General features: G+C 67.6%; 19 protein-coding genes. 11 read left to right on the forward strand and 8 right to left on the reverse strand.

Features of this window, described 5'->3' with window-relative positions:
- The first annotated feature begins 7 nt into the window (after positions 1 to 7).
- The 11 genes from AC3DEZ_RS01640 to AC3DEZ_RS01690 all read left to right on the forward strand — a co-directional run bounded on the left by AC3DEZ_RS01640 (position 8) and on the right by AC3DEZ_RS01690 (position 8,673).
- On the forward strand, positions 8 to 493 hold the full coding sequence (locus AC3DEZ_RS01640) for a VOC family protein (protein WP_447104073.1): 486 nt from the start codon (positions 8 to 10) through the stop codon (positions 491 to 493).
- Positions 494 to 594: 101 nt separating this feature from the next.
- A complete protein-coding gene (locus AC3DEZ_RS01645) occupies positions 595 to 1,116 on the forward strand; it encodes a hypothetical protein (RefSeq protein ID WP_488386648.1) in 522 nt (173 codons plus the stop codon).
- Between the two features lie 109 nt (positions 1,117 to 1,225).
- Entirely contained in the window at positions 1,226 to 1,774 is a 549-nt protein-coding gene (locus tag AC3DEZ_RS01650) for a YdeI/OmpD-associated family protein (RefSeq protein WP_488386649.1), read from the forward strand.
- Positions 1,775 to 1,950: 176 nt separating this feature from the next.
- Complete coding sequence (gene folE, locus AC3DEZ_RS01655) at positions 1,951 to 2,553, forward strand: GTP cyclohydrolase I FolE (protein ID WP_488386650.1); 603 nt, start codon at positions 1,951 to 1,953, stop codon at positions 2,551 to 2,553.
- 96 nt (positions 2,554 to 2,649) lie between these two features.
- Positions 2,650 to 3,207, forward strand: a complete 558-nt coding sequence (locus AC3DEZ_RS01660; protein ID WP_488386651.1) for a hypothetical protein — start codon at positions 2,650 to 2,652, stop codon at positions 3,205 to 3,207.
- Positions 3,208 to 3,322: 115 nt separating this feature from the next.
- On the forward strand, positions 3,323 to 4,318 hold the full coding sequence (locus AC3DEZ_RS01665; protein ID WP_488386652.1) for a hypothetical protein: 996 nt from the start codon (positions 3,323 to 3,325) through the stop codon (positions 4,316 to 4,318).
- Between the two features lie 57 nt (positions 4,319 to 4,375).
- On the forward strand, positions 4,376 to 4,786 hold the full coding sequence (locus AC3DEZ_RS01670) for a YchJ family protein (RefSeq protein WP_488386653.1): 411 nt from the start codon (positions 4,376 to 4,378) through the stop codon (positions 4,784 to 4,786).
- A gap of 103 nt (positions 4,787 to 4,889) precedes the next feature.
- Positions 4,890 to 6,191, forward strand: a complete 1,302-nt coding sequence (locus AC3DEZ_RS01675; protein WP_488386654.1) for a lytic murein transglycosylase — start codon at positions 4,890 to 4,892, stop codon at positions 6,189 to 6,191.
- Positions 6,188 to 7,051 (forward strand): D-hexose-6-phosphate mutarotase, encoded by an 864-nt coding sequence (locus AC3DEZ_RS01680; RefSeq protein ID WP_488386655.1) that lies wholly within the window; start codon positions 6,188 to 6,190, stop codon positions 7,049 to 7,051. Before AC3DEZ_RS01675 ends, AC3DEZ_RS01680 begins: the two co-directional genes overlap by 4 nt.
- 49 nt (positions 7,052 to 7,100) lie before the next feature.
- Positions 7,101 to 8,342, forward strand: a complete 1,242-nt coding sequence (locus AC3DEZ_RS01685) for a TCR/Tet family MFS transporter (RefSeq protein WP_488386656.1) — start codon at positions 7,101 to 7,103, stop codon at positions 8,340 to 8,342.
- A 94-nt stretch (positions 8,343 to 8,436) separates the two neighbouring features.
- A complete protein-coding gene (locus tag AC3DEZ_RS01690; protein WP_488386657.1) occupies positions 8,437 to 8,673 on the forward strand; it encodes a hypothetical protein in 237 nt (78 codons plus the stop codon).
- Between the two features lie 150 nt (positions 8,674 to 8,823).
- Here the strand turns inward: AC3DEZ_RS01690 and AC3DEZ_RS01695 are convergent, their stop codons facing one another.
- From AC3DEZ_RS01695 to AC3DEZ_RS01730, 8 genes are all read right to left on the reverse strand, one after another.
- On the reverse strand, positions 8,824 to 9,288 hold the full coding sequence (locus AC3DEZ_RS01695) for a PepSY domain-containing protein (protein ID WP_488386658.1): 465 nt from the start codon (positions 9,286 to 9,288) through the stop codon (positions 8,824 to 8,826).
- Between the two features lie 119 nt (positions 9,289 to 9,407).
- Positions 9,408 to 10,589, reverse strand: coding sequence for a benzoate/H(+) symporter BenE family transporter (locus AC3DEZ_RS01700; protein ID WP_488386659.1), 1,182 nt, complete (start codon positions 10,587 to 10,589; stop codon positions 9,408 to 9,410).
- A gap of 401 nt (positions 10,590 to 10,990) precedes the next feature.
- Positions 10,991 to 11,866 (reverse strand): methylglyoxal synthase, encoded by an 876-nt coding sequence (locus tag AC3DEZ_RS01705; RefSeq protein WP_488386660.1) that lies wholly within the window; start codon positions 11,864 to 11,866, stop codon positions 10,991 to 10,993.
- A gap of 129 nt (positions 11,867 to 11,995) precedes the next feature.
- Positions 11,996 to 13,441: an FAD-dependent oxidoreductase gene (locus AC3DEZ_RS01710; protein WP_488386661.1), complete on the reverse strand. Its 1,446-nt coding sequence runs from the start codon at positions 13,439 to 13,441 to the stop codon at positions 11,996 to 11,998.
- A gap of 250 nt (positions 13,442 to 13,691) precedes the next feature.
- The gene (gene gltB / locus AC3DEZ_RS01715) at positions 13,692 to 18,149 is read right to left on the reverse strand and encodes a glutamate synthase large subunit (RefSeq protein ID WP_488386662.1); all 4,458 of its coding nucleotides are present in this window, start codon (positions 18,147 to 18,149) and stop codon (positions 13,692 to 13,694) included.
- 195 nt (positions 18,150 to 18,344) lie between these two features.
- Positions 18,345 to 18,665, reverse strand: coding sequence for an I78 family peptidase inhibitor (locus tag AC3DEZ_RS01720; RefSeq protein WP_488386663.1), 321 nt, complete (start codon positions 18,663 to 18,665; stop codon positions 18,345 to 18,347).
- 507 nt (positions 18,666 to 19,172) lie between these two features.
- Entirely contained in the window at positions 19,173 to 19,538 is a 366-nt protein-coding gene (locus AC3DEZ_RS01725; RefSeq protein WP_488386664.1) for an I78 family peptidase inhibitor, read from the reverse strand.
- A gap of 186 nt (positions 19,539 to 19,724) precedes the next feature.
- The gene (locus AC3DEZ_RS01730) at positions 19,725 to 20,048 is read right to left on the reverse strand and encodes an I78 family peptidase inhibitor (protein ID WP_488386665.1); all 324 of its coding nucleotides are present in this window, start codon (positions 20,046 to 20,048) and stop codon (positions 19,725 to 19,727) included.
- Between the last annotated feature and the right edge of the window lie 325 nt (positions 20,049 to 20,373).

The following is a 20,373-nucleotide window of genomic DNA, read 5'->3' on the forward strand; positions in this document are numbered from 1 at the left end:
GCCCGCCATGATCCCGCGTATCCAGCCCTGCCTGTGTTTCGACGGCAACGCCGAGGAAGCCGCCGACTTCTACGCGGCCACCTTCGCCGATACCCGCATCGACAAGATCAACCGCGCGCCCGGTGACTATCCCGACGGCAAGCAGGGTGGCGTGCTGACCATCGAGATGACGATTCTGGGCAAACCCTTCCTGCTGTTGAACGGTGGCGCCTCGTTTACCTTCAGCGATGCGATGAGCTTCCAGGTGTCGACGGAGGATCAGGCGGAAACCGATCGCTACTGGAAGGCCATCACCGAGGGCGGCGGCCAGGAGATCATGTGCGGCTGGTGCAAGGATCGCTTTGGCCTGTGCTGGCAGATCACGCCGCGCCGGCTGATCGAACTGGTGAGCGGCGGTGGCGAGCAGGCCGAACGTGCGTTCAAGGCGATGATGGAGATGAAGAAGATCGACATCGCGGCACTGGAGAAGGCGGTCGCCGGTTCCGGAACATAGCCATGTCGCGTGGCTGCGGTGAACCTCCTGTGGAAACAGCTTAAAGACCGCATGCCAACGGTCGATATCAAGCCATGTCTTTCCAGCCACGCGGAAGTGAGATGACGAGTCAGCAGGGACAAGCGAACGGAAATGATGATTCCGGCATCAACAATGTAAAGACCGGAGATCAATCCAGGCCACCAAGAATGAAGTTCTTGGAGGGCGTCCTGGAGCTTGGGCGCAACTGGGCGGTTGCGGTTGCCGTTGCGGCCTTCGGTGCAGCCGCCTACCACAGCGAAGCTGTCACAGGACCATGGCAGGAAAAAGGCTGGATGCTTGCCACGACATACATATTCGCGCTGATCTGGGTCTGTATGGCGATACTTAGATTCCTCGATGTTATGGACGTCAAGACAAAGGGCATTCGCCAGACGATGAAAGCACTTCTCATCGCTTCAGTACTGGTCGGAATAGGTCTTGCCTTGGTGATTCAGACGGCAACTTACGCCGATAACGCCATGTTGGTTCGTCTTTGCAAGGATTATCGAGATAAGCCAACGAGTGCGGTTCATAGCGACGCTCGTTGCCAACGCTTGTACAAGCACCTGGCTGAAAGGGAGAGAATCTATCTGGGCCAATAGGGCTCTGCCTTCGTGTTATCTAGCGTTGCAGGATGGGCGTAGAGGAGCAGAACCTGTTGCGTTCGGCGGTGCTTACCCCTCCATGGTCATGATGCTATCTTTCGCTCCCATGAGCACAGCCACCGACACCGTCAAATTCAAGGCGAAGCTGGCTCGCCCGGCGGAGCCGAAAGGGGCGGCCTGGACCTTTCTGGTCCTGCCGGCCGAGGCCAGCGCCAAGCTGCCCACGCGCAGCCAGGTGACCGTGGACGGCAAGCTTGACGGGCACGCCTTCCAGGCCACGCTGGAGCCGGATGGGCAGGGCAGCCACTGGCTCAAGGTGGAAAAGGAACTGCGCGAGGCCGCCGGCGTGTCGGTGGGCGACACCGTGGCGCTGGAAATGGCGCCGGTGGCGGTCGAACCCGAACCCAAGGTGCCGCCCGACATCCGCAAGGCGCTGGCCGAGCATCCGGCCGCCAAGGCGCAATGGGCCACCCTCACCCCGGTCGCGCGCCGCGACTGGATCCAGTGGATGACCTCCGGCAAGAAAGCCGAAACCCGCGCGAAACGCATCGCAACCGCGTGTGATCAGCTGGAGTCCGGCAAGCGCCGTGCCTGCTGCTTTGATCGGTCGGGGATTTACAGCAACGCGTTCTGTGCGCCGGAGGCGGCGGAGTAGGATCTCGCACCACTTCTCGGGCGGGAGCTCATCAATGTGCCGGTGCGGCTTCGATCCGTGTCAGTAGCTTGAAGATCTCATCTAACGAAGAGGGGTTTCCCGTGCGCCGCACACGGGAAAACGAAGGACCGGCTGATGCGGTAGGATCTCCACCCCCGCAAGCAGGTCCAGATGCCATGAGCCATTCCGACGACAAGCCCGGCAAGGTCAGCCAGGAGCAGGCCGAAGACGCGGTCCGCGTGCTGCTGGAGTGGGCCGGCGAGGATCCGTCGCGCGAGGGATTGCTGGATACCCCGAAGCGGGTGGCGAAGGCGTATCGCGACTGGTTCAGCGGCTACCGGATGGACCCGCGCGAGTATCTGGCGCGCACGTTCGAGGAAGTGGCCGGCTACGACGAGATGATCGTGCTGCGCGACATCGAGTTCGAAAGCCACTGCGAGCACCACATGGCGCCGATCATCGGCAAGGCGCACGTGGGCTATCTGCCCAACGGCAAGGTGGTGGGCATCAGCAAGCTGGCGCGGGTGGTGGACGTGTACGCGCGCCGCTTCCAGGTGCAGGAGAAGTTGACCGCGCAGATCGCGCAGTGCATCCAGGATGTGCTGCAGCCGCGCGGCGTGGGCGTGGTGATCGACGGCGCGCACGAGTGCATGACCACGCGCGGCGTGCACAAGCGCGGCGTCAGCATGGTCACCTCCAAGATGCTGGGCGAGTTCCGCGAGGACGCGCGCACCCGCGCCGAGTTCCTGCGTTTCATCGAGACCGGCGGCCGCCGCTGAGCCTGCGGGCCGGCATCGCGCAGGCGGATGCCGGCCCGGGCACGCAACCAGAACACGGACATCCCGCACCGCGCATCGCCACCGGAGGGCCATCGCATGACCGTCAGTACGTCCACCCGTTTCCAGCTGTTCGCCGGCCTGCTGCCCCTGCTCCTGGCGGCCTGCGCATCGCCCACGCCACCGGATTCCGCCAAGCCGCTGGACGTGACGACGCTGTTCGCCGATGCGTTGCATTGCCGCACCGATTTTCCCGATGGCCGTGATCCGGCGCTGGCCGGGCGTCTGCGCGCCAGCGGAGTCGATGTACTGGACCGCGCACCCGGCGAAACGCTGGACCTGCTGTACCGTTTCGCCACGCCGCTGCGCATCGATGGCACCGAAGTGCCGGCCGTGGTGGTGCGCGGCGACAGCGGTACCATCGTGGTGGCGCATGCCCGTGGCGACATGGAGGACTTCGCACGCCGCATGCAGGCCGCGCCGCATGCCCCGGATCGGGCGGCGATCGACGGTTTTGGCGAGTTGGATGTGCAGTACAGCCGGGTCATGCCGGTGCGCGCCGGCGTGGACGAGACCGCGCCACGGCTGGTGATTGGACGCGGCATCGAGGCGGCCGCACAGGCATTCCGCTGGGGTTGCCGCGCTTATGACGGCTGAGCCTGTCCGGCTCCGCAGGTGAAAAAATGAAGTGCGGAATCTGACATTGAAGGCCTTGTCGCTTCGGATCGGCGTGGGCGCGCGCAAAATGGCGCTTTGTTTTCAGGAGATGCCGGTGCCGCATCGTCATGCAAATCCGGGTCGTCATGCGCGCCTTCGCGCCTGCGGGCTTGGCCTGCTGTTGTTGACGGGGGCCGCGATGGCCGCCGACGAACCGTATCTGCAATTGGAGGCGCGCATGTCCGGCGAGCCCTATCAATGGCAGTTGCCCGATGGCGAAGTCATTCGCAAAGGCTTGAGTGACAAAGCCGCGCGGGTCGCGGTGTCGGCGCGCGACGGACACGAAGACTATGTACTGGAGATGGTTTGGGGCCGGTTTCCGGTGAAGGTCCCGGCGGGTTGCTGGCAGCAGCCGGCGGACGCGTTCGAGCGCTGCGTGACCATCCGCCCGCGCGAGGATTCGGCATGGCAGCGGGAACAGCAGGCCGAGAGCGATCGCGAATCGGATCTGCGGCAACGGACGCGGGAAGCCCGCGTCGCCTGGGTGTTCGAGTCCGTCCCCGCGCGCAAGGTGGCGGGTGTCCTGGGTGAAGCGCAGACCTCGCATCGGCGTTGGCTGGCCTCGCCCGAGGGCCGGCAGGATCCGGGCACATTCCGGTGCGCGCGACTGGATGCGAAGCTGGCCAGCGCCCCCTCGCAGCGGACGCTGCCGCGCGCCGGCATGATGCTGGACGATGCCGGGGCGATTGCGGCGTATGTACGCGCCGCGCGCACCGGCAACTGGCGCGCGGCCGGAGGTCTCTTCGACGCGATGATGGCGGACGAGGACTGGGAATCGGCGCAGGCGGTGGTCGCATGGCTGCTGCGCAAGCGTGTTCCGGCGGGCTACAACAAGCTCGCCACGCTGGTACAGGCCATGTCGCAGCATGAAGGGCCGACCTACGACGGCTCGCTTTCCACGGTGGTAAGCCTGCGCTGGCATGCCGCCCAGCTGGGCGACCCCGCCGCGCAGAGCGATCTGGCGGACATGCTGTCGCGCGCCGGCAAGGACGCGGCCGCCGAACGCTTGCGTGCCTGCGCGGTGGCGCAGAATCCGGCGTTGGGGCTCTAGGTGACGAAGGCGGGATTGAACTAGGCTGTTTCTTCCCGCCCCATGACCCTTGATCCGATGAGCTCCCCGGTTGATACCTGTCCCTGCGGTTCCGGCGCGACGTATGCGGCCTGCTGCGGTCGCTACCACGCCGGTGAATCCGCTCCGGATGCGGAAGCGCTGATGCGCTCGCGTTACAGCGCGTTCGTGCGCGGCGATGCGGTCTATCTGCGTGCGACCTGGGATCCGGCGACCCGCCCAGAGGACCTCGGACTGGACGCGCCCGGCGGCGTGCGCACCCGATGGCTGGGCCTGACGGTGAAGCGGCATCGCCCGACGGGCGAGAACGCCGCCGGGGAAAGCACCGCCGAGGTCGAGTTCGTCGCGCGCTACCGCGCGGGAGGCGGTCCGGCGGTGCGGCTGCATGAGCTCAGCCGTTTCGTGCGACGCGACGGACGCTGGTTGTACGTGGACGGCGATCACCCCTGAATTGACGCGTCGGGTTCGGCACTTCGGGCCGTTCAGGCTTGTGGTCGCCAATCGACATCGGGCAGGGCAGAGTAGAAGGCCCCACCGGCCAGGAGGCCCATCGATGAAACCGCTGCTGTTGTGGGCGCTGCTGGCGCCGCAGGATCCGCCGCCGCTTCCTCCGACCGCGCCACCGGTGACGCCGCCGGCGCAGTCGCTGCCCGCGCCCTTGCCGCCGTCCACTCCGCCCGTGCCGGTGCGGCGCGATCCGGTGTTCGACGCCTGCCTGGCGAAACTCCGGCCGCTGGCGACCGCGCGCGGGATCACGGCGGATGGTTTCGATCGGCTGACCGTCGATCTGGCGCCGGATCTGTCGGTGCTGGATCTGCTGGATGCGCAACCGGAATTCACCACGCCGCTGTGGGACTACCTGGCCGGACTGGTCGATGACGAACGCGTGGCCGATGGCCGGAGCCAACTCGACCTGCATCGCGCTCTGCTCGCCACGGTGAGTACGCAGTCGGGCGTGGATCCGGCGACGGTGGTGGCGGTGTGGGGCGTGGAGAGCGACTACGGCCGGGTGTCGGGCAAGCGCCCGCTGCTGGTGTCGCTGTCCACGCTGTCCTGTTTCGGGCGTCGGCAGTCGTTCTTTCGCGGCGAATTCCTGTCGTTGCTCGGCCTGCTGCAATCGGGCGATCTGCGGGATCCGAATCTGACCGGCTCCTGGGCGGGCGCGTTCGGCCATACCCAGTTCATGCCCTCGACCTATGCGCGCATCGCGGTGGATCAGGATGGCGATGGCCGGCGCGATCTGGTCGACAGTATTCCCGACGCATTGGGCTCCACCGCCGCCTACCTGCAGCGCGCCGGCTGGCGCAGCGGCGAACCGTGGGGCTACGAGGTGAAGTTGCCGCCGGGTTTCGACGCCTCGCTGGCGGGTCGCACGAAGCGGCGCCCGCTGGCGGACTGGCTGGCGCGCGGGATCACCCGCGCCGATGGTGGCGGGTTGGCCGCGGCGGATATGCCCGCGGCGCTGCTGTTGCCGACCGGCGCGCAAGGTCCCGCCTTCCTGGTGTTCCGCAACTACGATGCGATCTACGCTTACAACGCCGCCGAGAGCTACGCGCTGGCGATCGCGCTGCTGTCGGATCGCCTGCGCGGGGGCGCGGGATTGCTGACCCCATGGCCCACCGACGATCCGGGCCTGTCGCGCGCGCAACGCCGGCAGTTGCAGACGCTGCTGCTGGCGCGTGGCCACGCGATTGGCGCGGCCGATGGCATGATCGGCACAAACACCCGCCGCGCCCTCCAGGCCGAGCAAGTGCGCCTTGGCCTGCTTCCCGCCGATGGCCGCGCCGGGCAGAAGATTCTCACCGCCCTCGAACGCACCGGCCCGCCGGTCGCACCGCCCGGGAATACCCCATGACTTCGACGTCCGCTTTCGTGAAACCCGGCGACTTCAACGGCATTCCCGCCTGGCGGATCGACACACCCACCGTGCGCGCGGCGGTCAGCATCCATGGCGGGCAGTTGCTGGGGTGGCAACCGGCGGGCTTCGACGAGGTGCTGTGGTGCTCGTCCACCACGCGCCGGCCACCGCAGGCGATTCGCGGCGGCGTGCCGGTGTGCTGGCCGTACTTCGGTCGCGACGGGCAGTCCGCCGAGGCGCCACAGCACGGCCACGCACGCGTTTCGACATGGCAGTTCGTCGATGCCGTGGAGGAGGACGATGCGGTGGTGCTGGATCTGGCGCTGCCGCCGGATCCGCGCACGCCACTGCGCCTGCGCCAGCGGCTGCGTATCGGCGCCGTGCTGGAACAGACGCTCATCACCACCCATGCGGGCGATGCCGGGATCGCGTTCACCCAGGCGCTGCACAGCTACTTCGCGGTCGGCGACGCGCGGCAGGTGTCCGTTTCCGGCGTGGATGGCCTGCGCTATGCCGACAAGTTCGACGGCAACGAGCATGTGCAGGCCGGCGACTGGCGTCTGGACGAGCCGCGTGATCCGGGCCGCAGCGACCGGATCTACGAAGACGCGGGCGCGCGCTTTGTCCTGACCGACGCGGTCGGCCGGCGCCGCATCACGCTGGAAACCCGGGGCAGCCGGTCGCTGGTGATCTGGAACCCGGGCGAGGCCGGCGCCGCCGCCATCGCCGACCTGCCGGCGCAGGGCTGGCGGGAATTCCTGTGCGTGGAAACCGCCAACGCCGGCGCCGATGTCGTCCGGCTGGCGCCGGGCGCGGAACATCGATTGGGACAGCGCCTGTCCGTCTCACCTTTGTAGACGGGAGATCCACTACACTGCGGCACCTTTTTTCCGCCGTGCGTATCCCGTGACCGAAGCCCCGCCTGTCAGCGGCCGCCGCGCCGCGCTGATCTTCATTTTCATCACCGTCCTGATCGACATCCTGTCGTTCGGCGTGATCATTCCCGTGCTGCCCGGCCTGGTGCGCGAGTTCGTCGGCGGCGATTTCGCCAAGGCGGCCTGGTGGGTCGGCATCTTCGGCACCCTGTTCGCGATCATCCAGTTCGTGTCCTCACCCATCCAGGGTGCGCTGTCGGATCGTTTCGGTCGTCGACCGGTGATCCTGCTGTCCTGCCTCGGGCTGGGCGCGGACTTCCTGCTGATGGCGCTGGCGCAATCGCTGCCGTGGCTGCTGATCGCGCGCATCTTTTCGGGGGTGTTTTCGGCCAGCTTCACCACCGCCAACGCCTACATCGCCGACATTACCCCGGCGGAGAAGCGCGCGCAGGCGTTCGGCATGATCGGCGCGGCGTTCGGTCTGGGTTTCATCCTCGGTCCGCTGCTGGGCGGACAGTTGAGCAAGATCGATCCGCGCGCACCGTTCTGGTTCTCGGCCGGACTGGCGCTGCTGAATTTCCTGTACGGCTGGTTCGTGCTGCCGGAATCGCTGCCGAAGGAAAAGCGCACGCCGCGTTTCGACTGGTCGCATGCCAATCCCGTGGGTTCGCTGTTCCTGTTGGGACGCTATCCGCAGGTGTTCGGCCTGGCGGCGGTGGTGCTGATCGCCAACCTGGCGCACTACGTCTATCCGAGCGTATTCGTGCTGTTCGCCGAATACCAATATCGCTGGGATGAGGACCAGGTGGGCATGGTGCTGGCGCTGGTGGGCGTGTTCAGCGTGATCGTGCAGGCAGGGCTGGTGGGCCGGGTGGTGCCGAAGCTGGGCGAGCGCCGCACGCTGCTGTTCGGCCTGGCCTGCGGCGTGGCCGGCTTCTTCATCTACGGCCTGGCCGACGTGGGCTGGATCTTCCTCGCCGGCCTGCCGATCAGCGCGCTGTGGGGACTGGCCGGACCGGCCACCCAGGCGCTGATCACGCGCCAGGTCGGACCGGAAGTGCAGGGCCGCATCCAGGGCGCGCTGATGAGCCTGGTCAGCCTGGCGGGCGTCATCGGGCCGATGATGTACGCCAGCACCTTCGCCCTGTTCATCGGCAAGAACGCGCCGGCGCACCTGCCGGGCGCGCCGTGGATGCTGGCGTCGCTGCTGCTGTTCATTGGTCTGCTGGTGGGCTGGCGCTTCGCCCGGCCGGCGCCGGTGCCGCACGCCTGATCATCCGGACCTGCCGGGAACTCGACCTCCGGCACTGTTCGCCGTGTCCGGGATGGGGGATGCTCGCGCCGGATACATACGGTGAGGTGACCCCATGCGCGGAACGATATTGCTTGCCTTTGCAATGGTGCTGGCCGGCTGCGCCAGCCAGCCCGAGTACTACGACACCAACGCGGCGGTGGACATGAATCCGCTGTGCGCCAGCCGGCCGGACAATCCGAATGATCCGGTATCGAAGGACTGCGAACGCAACAGCGGCGTGCGCTGGTCGCAGGACGACAAGAGCAGTCAGCCGCTGGATCTGAGCGGGGCGAAGAAGACGGACGACTGAGGCACGCGTTCCGGCGGGCGTTCCGCGCCGGGAGGCGGCCTGCCGGCGCACGGGCCGGAGGCCACCTCCCTTCACCGCCGATCACGCCCCGGACGGGAGAGAGAGTTCATTCGTCCGCGGCGGATGCCGGCGGTGCCGCGTCAGTCGTCGTCAGTCGTTCTCGACGTGGACGATCGCGCCGCTGGTGGCGTCCAGATGGATCTCCACGTCGTTGCCGTCGGCGCGCTCGGCCTCGGCCTTCCACATGCCGTCGTCGAAATCGATGTCATGCACCTTGGAGTAGCCGGCGGCGGCCAGTTTCGCCTTGATGTCGTTCTCGCTGAAGTTGGACACCAGCGCCTCGGCCTTGATGTTGCCGTTGGCCGGATTCACGCGCACGTCGACCCGGTTGCCGTCGGCGCTCGTCGCGTCGGTCTCCCACATGCCGTCCTCGAAATCGAGATCGTCCATGCGGGTATAGCCCTTCTCGGTCAGCAGGGCCCGCACCTGCGGTTCGGTCATCGCGGCCTTGGCGGGATCCTGCGCTTGCGCTTGCGCCAGCAGCGGCGTGGCGGCCAGCGCCAGCGACAACAGCCAGAGTTTGCGGGAAGGGCGGATGAAGGAAAGCGTCTGCATGGTTCGCTCCTTGCTGGAGGGAATCCCATCCTGCCGCCGCCGACTTCACCGGCGGATGAACCCGCCGGAAAGACGGCGTGAACCATTCGGCGAAATGAAAACCGCGTGAGCGCGGCGTCCTATCCGCGTCGCCAGATCAGCAGGGTGGCCACGCCGGCGATCAATCCCCAGAACGCCGATCCGATGCCGGCGATGCTCAACCCCGAGGCGGTGACCAGGAAGGTGATCAACGCCGGCTCGCGATGCGATTCCTCGCGCAGCGCCGCCGACAGACTGTTGCCGATCGTGCCGAGCAGCGCGATGCCGGCGATCGCCATGATCAGTTCTTTCGGAAACGCGGCGAACAGGGCTGCGACGGTGGCGCCGAAGATGCCGACCAGCACGTAGAACACGCCCGCCGCGATCGCCGCGACATAGCGCCGATCCGGATCCTCGTGCGCCTCGCGACCCATGCAGATGGCGGCGGTGATCGCGGCGAGGTTGAGCGCGAACGCGCCGAACGGCGCCAGCAGCAGGTTCGCCACGCCGGTCCAGCCCACCGCCGGCGAGATCGGAATGGCATAGCCGGAGGCGCGGATCACCGCCACGCCGGGCACGTTCTGCGAGGCCATCGTCACCACGAACAGCGGCAGCGCGATGCCGAACAGCGCCGGCAGCGAGAAGCTCGGGAAGATGAAGATGGGCTTCGCCAATTCCCAGCTCAGCCCGTCGGTCTTCAGCTGGCCCAGTCCGGCGGCGAAGGCGATGCCGACCAGCAGGGTGAGGATCACCGCGTAGCGCGGCAGCAGCCGGCGCGCGAGCAGGTAGACCGCGAACATGGTCAGCGCCATGCCCAGCTGGGTCTTCATGGCGACGAAGGCGTCCAGGCCGAAGCGCAACAGCACGCCGGCCAGCATGCCGGAGGCCAGCGACACCGGGATGCGGCTGATGGTCTTCTCGAACAGGCCGGAAAAGCCGGCGGCGGTGATCAAGCCCGCCGAAATCAGGAACGCGCCGATGGCATCGGACAGCGGCAGGCCCGCCGCGCTGCTGATCAGCATGGCCGCGCCGGGCGTGGACCATGCGGTCACCACCGGCATGCGGTAGCGCAGCGACAAGCCGATGCAGGTCAGACCCATGCCCAGGCCGAGCGCCCACATCCACGAACTGATTTCCTCCGGCGAGGCGCCCAGCGATTGGGCGGCCTGGAACACGATGACCGCCGAACTGGCGAAGCCGACCAGCACGGTGACGAAACCGGCGGCGATGGCGGACAGGGACAGATCGCGCAACAGGTGGCGTGGCGGGGAAGCGTTGGACATGAAGGGGCTGCTCAACGGAACCGGGGCATTGTCGCCCAGGGATGCGACGAGCAGAAAGCGCTGTGCGGCCCGATGCGTGGAGATGAGTGGAATGCTCGGTTCGCGGTTTGTCTCACTCTGCGGGTGGGGAAAGTGGTAGTGCGCTCGTGCTGCGGGTCGTCATGGCGCGGGGTTCGTCCGCCTGGCCCCCACCCCGACCCTCCCCCGCGGGCGGGGGAGGGGGCGGTGTCCGGGCGCGGCTGGTTGGTTGGTCGGCCGGTTGTTGACCGCCCAATCTTGGTTCGAGGGATATCGACATTCGCGATCCGCCCCTTCCTCCGCCTGCGGGGGAAGGCTGGGATGGGGGCGCTTTCCGCGACAAGCCCCCCGACATCACCCGCTTCAAACAACCGCAAACCCACTCAACGTCTGGATGCGCGCAACTCCACCGCCACCAGCCATCGCCTCGCCACCATCGGCGAGGTCATGCATACCGCCTCATCGGTGACCGTGGTGACCGCGCGCTCCAGCAACTGGATGTCGGCCTCGTGCTGGCGCGCCACATGCGGATCCTCGAAGAAGATCACCCGCTGGCAGCGATGCTCCAGCACGCGATCGGCGATCTGCGCGTCGCCGCCCATCGGGCCGCTCTGGTAGCGCTCGGCCCACGGCTTGTCCTGCGGCCAGCCACGGCTCCAGGCCAGTTCGTTGAGGCGCTGGCCGGTGGTGCCGGTGGCGACGCGATGGGCGAAGCGGGAGAGCAGATCGAAATGCTCGGCGGCGAAAGCCAGCATCTGCGGCTTCATCGCGTCATGCGCGATCAACGCCAGGGTCTGTTCCTCCAGCGCGTGGAAACGGTCGGCGCCCGGATCCGGCGAGAAGCCCGCGTGGATGCGTTCCATCTCCACCCAGTCGCGCGCGGAGGCGACGGTCGACAGGAACGGCTTGCCGTGGATCACGCACTGCCGCTTGAGCGCGATCGCTTCGGGAAAGATGGAAGAAGGATCGACCGGATCGATCAGATAGATCGCGCCATCGAGATTGCGCTCGGCGCCTTCCAGTCCGACCACTTCCGCGACCAGCTTCATCAGCCCGCCTTCGCGGCCATAGGGATAGCGCCGCAGCTGCGGATAGTTCGCCAGCATGCCGGCGGCGGCGATGGCGTCGTGGGTGCGCCCGACCGCGTGCAGGCCGAGCTTCAGTTCGCGGATGCCGGACTCGCAGGCGCGCAGCCAGCGGAACAGCGCGGCATCTTCGTTATGGTGGTGCAGGCGGTTGGCGGCAAGACCCAGGCGCATGGACGGGCGTCGAAGGGGAAAGCGCTAGTCTAGCGATCCCGCGTGCGCGGCACAGGTGGGTTTTGGCCCACCATTGCCATACCAATCCACCGACGTCCGCGCGCGAGTGCGGGATATCGACGCGGAGAACTATTCCGCCAGCATCTCGGCGATGCTCGCCGCCGCGTCGCGCCCTTCGGCCACCGCGGTCACCACCAGATCCGCCCCGCGCACCGCGTCGCCACCGGCGAACAGCTTCGGGTTCGCGGTCTGGAACGGCAGGCGATCGTCGCCACCGGCGACGATGCGTCCATTCGGCGTGCCTTCCACGCCCTGCGCTGCGAGCCATTCCGGCACGCTCGGCGAGAAACCGAACGCGATGATCACCACGTCGGCGTCCAGCAGCGATTCGCTGCCCTCGATCGGCACCGCGCTCTGGCGGCCGCGCGCATCCGGTTCGCCCAACCGGGTTTCGACCACTTCCACGCCGACGACCTTGCCGTCGGCGTCGCCCCGGATCGCCAGCGGCTGTCGGTTGAACAGGAAGCGCACGCCTTCCTCGCGCGCGTTGGCGACTTCGCGCGCCGAGCCCGGCATGTTGGCCTCGTCGCGACGATAGGCGCAGGTGACCTTGGCCGCGCCCAGCCGGATCGCGCTGCGCACGCAGTCCATGCCGGTGTCGCCGCCGCCCAGCACCACCACCCGCTTGCCGGTCAGGTCCGGCAGCGCCAGCTTGTCTTCCCAGCCGGCGATCGGCCGACCCCAGGGGGCGTTGCCGCCGACGATGCGGCCGTTCTGCACCAGGAACGGCAGCGCCGGCAGCACGCCGTCCAGATCCTGCCCTTCCAGCCCGCCATCGGTGTAGCGATAGGCGCCGGTGCCGAGGAACACCGCGTCGTAGTCGGCCAGCAGTTCCTCCAGGCTCACGTCGCGGCCCACTTCCACGCCCAGGCGGAACTCCACGCCCATGCCTTCCAGCACCTCGCGGCGACGGGCGATGACGCTCTTCTCCAGCTTGAAGGTGGGAATGCCGAATTGCAGCAGGCCGCCGATCTGTTCATAGCGGTCATACACCACCGCGTGGATGCCGGCGCGCGCCAGTCGATCCGCGCAGCCGATGCCGGCCGGGCCGGCGCCGATCACCGCCACCCGCTTGCCGGTCGCGACGACGTCGCTGAGATCCGGACGCCAGCCGTTGGCCAGCGCGGTATCGGTGATGAACTTCTCGACCGCGCCGATGGTGACCGCGCCGAATTCCTCCAGCGTGCACGCGCCTTCGCAGAGACGATCCTGCGGGCAGACGCGGCCGCAGACTTCAGGCAGCGGATTGGTCGAATGGCACAGCGCCGCGGCTTCCTCGATGCGGTTCTCCTGCACCAGCTGCAGCCATTGCGGAATCGCGTTGTGGACCGGGCACTTCCAGCTGCAATACGGATTGCCGCAATCGAGACAGCGTCCCGCCTGGTACTGGGCCTCGGGCTTGTCGAATTTCCCGTACAGCTCGCCCCAGTCGCCGGACGTGCGCAGCTCCAGCGGAATGCGCTGCGGCATGGTCCGGGGCAGTTCGAGGAATTGGAAGACGCTTTTCTTGCTCATGGCTGGACTCTCTGCCCCTTCCCCCGCGCGCGGAGGAAGGCCGGGATGGGGGCGCTTTCACTTTCAGCGATACGGGAGCGGGACGTGCACGATGGCCCCCCCCACCCCAGCCCTCCCCCGCAGGCGGGGGAGGGAGCTGTCTCCGTGCGCTGTCGGGTTCCTCCAGAAATGGAGGAAGGGGACGCATGCGTGTTCCGCCCCTTCCCCCGCTTGCGGGGGAAGGTTGGGATGGGGGTGCGTTCGCGCTGCATCAGGCGGCCCTGCGCAGCGAATCCGTCAACGATTCCAGACTGGCGGCCTTCGGCTTCACCAGCCAGAACTTGCCGACGTAATCGCGGAACTCGTCCAGGATCTGCTGGGCCCAGATGCTGCCGGTGAGTTCGCGGTGGCGCTGGATCAGCTTGTGCAGGTGCTGGCGGTGGCTCTCGAAACCTTCCGGCGAGATCCGGTGGATGTCGATCAGTTCGTGGTTGTAGCGATCGACGAAATCGCGATCCAGATCCAGCACGTAGGCGAGGCCGCCGGTGAAGCCGGCGCCGAAGTTCAGGCCGACCCGGCCCAGCACCATCACGATGCCATCGGTCATGTACTCGCAGCAGTGATCGCCGGCGCCCTCGATGACCGCCAGCGCGCCGGAATTGCGCACCGCGAAGCGCTCGCCGGCGCGGCCCGCGGCGAACAGCTCGCCGCCGGTGGCGCCGTACAGGCAGGTGTTGCCGATGATCGGTGTGTTGCGGGCTTCGAAGCGCGCGCCGCGCGGCGGACGCACCACCAGCCGGCCGCCGGCCATGCCCTTGCCGACGTAATCGTTGGCCTCGCCTTCCAGTTCCATCTGCAGGCCGCCGGCGTTGAACGCGCCGAAGCTCTGCCCGGCGCTGCCGCGGAAGCGCAGATTCAACGGCGCGTCGGCCATGCCCTGGTTGCCGTGCGCGCGGGCGATGGCGCCGGACAGGCGGGTACCGATCGAACGGTCGGTGTTGTGGATCAGGAAGCGGTGTTCGCCGCCGGACTTGCGCCGGATCGGTTCGGCCAGCAGGCCATCGAGCTGGGTGGCGAGGCTGTCGGGCGACTCGTACAGGCGCTGGGCCGCGCAGCTTTCGCTGCCGGTCTGCGCACCCTGCAGCAGGCGGGCCAGATCGATGCGCACGCCGGCGCGCGGCGAGACGTCGATCTGTTCCAGCAGGTCGGTGCGGCCGACGATTTCGTCCAGCGAACGCACGCCCAGGTAGGACAGCCACTGGCGCACTTCCTCGCTGAGCAGGCGGAAGAAGTTCTCCACCCGTTCCGGCAGGCCGGTGAAGTACTGCGAACGCAGGCGTTCGTCCTGGGTCGCCACGCCGGTGGCGCAGTTGTTGAGGTGACAGATGCGCAGGTACTTGCAGCCCAGCACGATCATCGGGCCGGTGCCGAAGCCGAAGCTGTCCGCACCCAGCAGCGCGGCCTTGACCACGTCCAGGCCGGTCTTCAGGCCGCCGTCGGTCTGCAGCACGGTGCGCTCGCGCAGCTGGTTGGTGACCAGTGCCTGGTGCGCTTCGGCCACGCCGAGCTCCCACGGTACGCCGGCATAGCGGATCGAACTGATCGGGCTGGCGCCGGTGCCGCCGTCGTGGCCGGAGATGGTGATGAGATCCGCGCCGGCCTTGACCACGCCGGCGGCGATCGTGCCGACGCCCGCGTGCGAGACCAGCTTCACCGAGACCAATGCCTGCGGATTGACCTGCTTGAGGTCGTAGATCAGCTGGGCCAGATCCTCGATGGAGTAGATGTCGTGGTGCGGCGGCGGCGAGATCAGGCCGATGCCCGGGCGCGCGTAACGCAGGCGGGCGATCAGTTCGTTGACCTTGTGGCCGGGCAGCTGGCCACCCTCGCCGGGCTTGGCGCCCTGGGCGACCTTGATCTGCAGCACCTCGGCGTTGACCAGGTACTCGGGGGTGACGCCGAAGCGGCCGGAGGCGACCTGTTTGATCTTGCTGCGCTTCTCGGTGCCGTAGCGCGCCGGATCCTCGCCGCCTTCGCCGGAGTTGCTGCGTCCGCCCAGGCGATTCATCGCGATCGCCAACGCTTCATGCGCTTCCGGCGACAGCGCGCCCAGGCTGATCGCGGCGGTGTCGAAGCGGCGCAGCAGATCGCCGGCATCGGCCACTTCCGACAGCGGGGTCGGCGTTTCCGCCCGCTTGAGCGCCAGCAGATCGCGCAGCGCGGACGGCGGGCGCGAATTCACCGCATCGGCGTATCGCTGCCAGTCGGCGGCATCGCCGGTGCGGGTGGCGCGTTGCAGCGTCGTCACCACGTCCGGGTTGTACATGTGGTACTCACCGCCGTGGACGTACTTGAGCAGCCCGCCGATTTCCGGTTGGCTGCGATCATTCCAGCCGCGGACTTCCAGTTCGCGCGCCTCGGCGTCCAGGCGTTCGAAACCGACGCCGCCGATGCGCGACGGGGTGTCGGCAAAGCACAGCTCGACCACGTCCGGATCCAGGCCGACGATCTCGAACAGCTGCGCGCCGCGGTAGCTGCTGATGGTGCAGATGCCCATCTTGGAGATGATCTTGGACAGGCCCTTGTAGATGCCCTTGCGATAGCTGCGGCCGATCTGGGCCTGCTCGCCACCCTTCTTCAGCTGCAGGATGCCGCGTCGGCCCAGGTCGAACAGGGTCTGGTAGGCCAGGTACGGATACACCGCGGTGGCGCCGTAGCCGATCAGGCAGGCGATGTGGTGGGCGTCGCGCGCGGTGCCCGTCTCGATGATCAGGTTGACGTCGCAGCGCAGGCCTTCGCGGCACAGGTGGTGATGGACCGCGCCGGTCGCCATCAGCGCATGCACCATCGGCCGGCCCTGCTGCGGGCGGCGATCGCTCAGCACCACCATGACCATGCCTTCGCGCGCGGCCTGTTCGACCTCGGCGCAGATGCGCTCGATGGCCGCCTTCAGGCCTTCCTCGACACTGTAGGACAGGTCGACGTAGCGGTGCTTCTGGTCGTAGGGATCCATCTTCAGCAGCTGGCGCAGCTTGCGCTGGCTGAGCACCGGCGAATTGAGGATGACGTGGTTCACCGTCTCCGGACCGGCGTGGAAGATGTTGGTTTCCTTGCCGAGCTGGGTCGCCAGCGACATCACGCAGTCTTCGCGCAAGGGATCGATGGGCGGGTTGGTGACCTGGGCGAAACCCTGGCGGAAGTAGTCGTACAGCGGCCGGGTCTGCCGGCTCAGCACCGCCATCGGGGTGTCGTCGCCCATCGATCCGGTGGCTTCCTGCTCGGTCTCGGCGAGAGGACGCAGCACCTGCTCCACTTCCTCGGTGGTCAGCTGGAACAGCTTGTGGAAGCCGCGCAGGGTCTTCTCGTCGAACGGCGCGTCGGTCAGCGACGGATCGATCAGTTCGGTCTGCAGGTAGGTGACGCCGTGATGCAACCATTGCTTGTACGGCGCGCGGCCGCGGTTGATGCGGTCCACCGCTTCGCTGTCGAGCAGATCGCCGCGCTTCAGATCGATGGCCATCATCTCGCCGGGGCCGAGCTTGCCCTTGCGGGTGACACGCTCGGCGGGCACTTCCCACACGCCGGCTTCGGAGGCGACCAGGAAGTGGCGATCGCTGGTCAGCATCCAGCGCGCCGGGCGCAGGCCGTTGCGATCCAGCATGCAGGCGGCGTAGCGGCCATCGCAGGCGACGATGCCGGCGGGACCGTCCCACGGCTCGGTATTGAGGCCGTAGAACTCGTAGAACGCGGCCAGGTCGGCGTCCTTGAATTCCAGCGACTGGGTGGCCGGCGGCACCAGGATGCGCAGCGCCTGCAGCAGATCCATGCCGCCGGCGACCAGCAGCTCCAGCATGTTGTCCAGGCTCTGCGAGTCGGAGCCGTGCATGGAGATGACCGGATCGAACTCGGCGATGTCGAAGCGCGGCGTCTTCCACACCTTGCTGCGCGCCTGCGCCCAGCGACGATTGCCCTCGATGGTGTTGATTTCGCCGTTGTGCGCCAGCAGCCGGAACGGATGCGCCAGCGGCCAGCGCGGCAGGGTGTTGGTGGAGAAGCGCTGGTGGAACACCACCGCGCTGCTGGTCAGATCGCTGCGTTGCAGGTCCGGGTAGAAGATCGGCAGCTTGTCCGGCAGCACCATGCCCTTGTAGCCGATGGCATGCGGGGACAGGGTGACCACGTAGAAGTCGGTGATGTCCCTGCGCAGCTGCTGTTCGCTGCGGCGGCGGGCGAGGAACAGCGCCAGGCCGAAAGCGTCGTCGTCCTGGCCAGCGCCGGCGTCGACGAAGATCTGTTCGATGCGTGGCAGGGTTTCCTTGGCCAGTACGCCGCAGACGCTGTCGTCGGTCGGCGGCACCCGCCAGCCGCGCGGCACCGCGCCGGCGCGGCGCAGCTCGGCTTCCAGTACGGCGCGACATCGATCCGCCTGCGCGGCGTCGTGCGGCAGGAATACCAGCCCGGCGGCGAAACGCGCGCCGATGGCGATGCCGGCTTCCTCGGCCAGCGCGCGCAGGAAGGCATCGGGTTTGCGGATCAGCAGGCCGCAGCCATCGCCGGTAAGTCCGTCGGCGGCGACACCACCGCGATGGGTCATCCGCGAAAGCGCGGCGATGGCGGTGTCGACCAGCGCGCGTGACGGCTGGTCATCCAACTGCGCGATCATGCCGAAACCGCATGCGTCGCGTTCGTCGTTCGGGTCGTAGAGCCCGTGGCGACTGCGAGGGGCCATTTCTGCCTCAAACTTTGCTGATGGCGACACCGTGCCCTGCCCCGCAGCGGCACTTCGAAATGTCACCGGAGCCCCGACTAAAGCACAGATGTTGCGGTGCCGCAACAGCGTTCCGACGAGGGCGACGATAGTTGCAGAAGCAACTTTTTCAGTGGCTTTTCTTTGGTCTGCTGCGCACGCGGTTCGTGTGCGTGCTCAACCGCAACCGACGCGCGCGACACGTCGCTGCGTGTCCAGATACAGGTTGAGGCGGCCTGCGCGGTAGTCGTGCACGCCGACCTGATCCACACGCACGGCGCGCGCCATGTCGGCGCCGGCGGCCGCGCGCGCTTTCTCGATCACGCCGGCGTCGATCGGCAGGCCGATGACGCCTTGCGCGGCGGAAGGATCGCAACGCGGCGGCAACGGCGCGGGTGCGATCGCGGCCCGCGGCGCGGATTTCGGCGGAGAAGAGGAAGCGCAGCCGGCGAGCGCGGCGGCGAACAGCCATGCGAGAGTACGGAGCTTGCCGGCCATGCGGGATCCTTTCCCGGTGCGTGCCGACGCCGGTGGCGTCGATGCGATGGCGGGGATCTTAAGACGTTTCCGCTGGCGTGCGATCGCGCGGGGGAAGGTGACGGCGCGCGCTCGCCCCAACCCTCCCCCGCAGGCGGGGGGAGGGAGCCGTGTCCGTGTTCCGTTCCTTGTTCCCGCAAGCGGTGAAGGGAGGGGGTGTCCGAGTTCCGCTTCTTTTTCCCGCAAACCGGTGAAGGGGAGGGCATCCTGCTCGCGTGTCTCGCGCCTTCACCGCAATGATCAGGGGAAGGCGTCATGCTCCTACGTTGCCCCTTCCCCCGCTCGCGGGGAAGGTTGGGATGGGGGCGCTTTCAGCAGTACCGCTGAAGGGAGGGAATCCCTGTTCGCGTATTCCGCTCCTTGTCCCCGCAAACGATCGAGGCAAATGAGCTGCGCCCGCGCATCGCCCCTTCCCCCGCCCGCGGGGGAAGGGCGGGATGGGGGCACTCTTCCACTACGGAGAATCGATCAACCGCAGCGAACCGCCGTCACCGCGCCCTTGTCGTCCAGATCGATGTTCAGGCGATCGGGATTGAACTCCATGGTGGCGGCTTCGCCCGGCTTGAGCGTGCGCACCGCGGTGGCTTTTGCATCCTTGCCGGCCTGCTCGGTGTCGGCGGGTGTAGCCGTCTTGCCGATGATCCACTGCGCCTGGGTGTCGTCGCAGCTGCCCGGCGCGGGCGCGGTGCCGGTGGGATCGGCGCCGGGTTCGGCCTGCTCGGCGGCGGCGGCCTGCGATTGTTCCGTGGCGGCGGTCTGTTCGTCGGGCGCGGGCGCCGAACAGGCGGCGAGCGTCAGGGTCAGCAGCAGGGCGGGAATCGCATAACGGGACATGCAGGCTCCAACAGCAAACGGATGATGGGCCAAGCATCGCCCAGCCGGCATTCGCATGTCGTTAACCGACGGGAGCGCCGCCACTCATCGGGCACGCTCGCGCACGTGCTCGATGCATCACGCCACCCGCGACCGACAGTGCCGGTTGCTGGCGCGGCCTTGCGCTGCGCGTTGACGGAGACGATGTCAGCCGCAGGTGACCCGGGTGATCTTGTTGTCCTTGTCCAGGTGTACGTTCACCCGGTCCTGGCGGTAGTCCATGGTGACGGCCTGGTTGGGGCCGATGGGACGGATCAGGCCCGCGCCGCTCTCGCGCCAGACGCGGCCCATGTTGGCCTGGTTCCCTTCCTGGCCGACGGCCCATTGCACGGGTTCGGCGTCGCACTTGCCCGAGCCGGGCTTGGGCGCGGTTCCGGCGCCCGCGTCGGCCGGCGGCGTCGTGGTGGTGCAGGCGGTCATCGCCAGGGCGGCGGTGAGGGTGGCGAAACCCAGCAGGGTGCGCAGGGACATGGCGGCTTCCTTATCGGCGGGTGGATGGCGCGCATGGTATGCCGAACGCGACCGGTATTTCCGGGTGGGCTGTCGCGGGCCGGGTAGGCTTCAAAGGAAAAGCGAAGAGCAAATCCCCCTCAAATGCTTCTCAACCGCCGAATGGCGGGTCATCCCCCTTTTTCGCTTTCAACAGCCGCATGGCGGGTCAAGGGGGAGGAAACGCGGAGTCTTTCAGAAGCAAGGAATAGCCCCCCTTGGAAAAAGGGGGGCGGGCGGCCGCGAGGCGGGCGACGGGGGATTGGCTCTTGGAGGAAAGGCAAAACCTCCCTCGGTCCCCTTCTTC

The organism is Pseudoxanthomonas sp. 134C1, assembly GCF_057773065.1.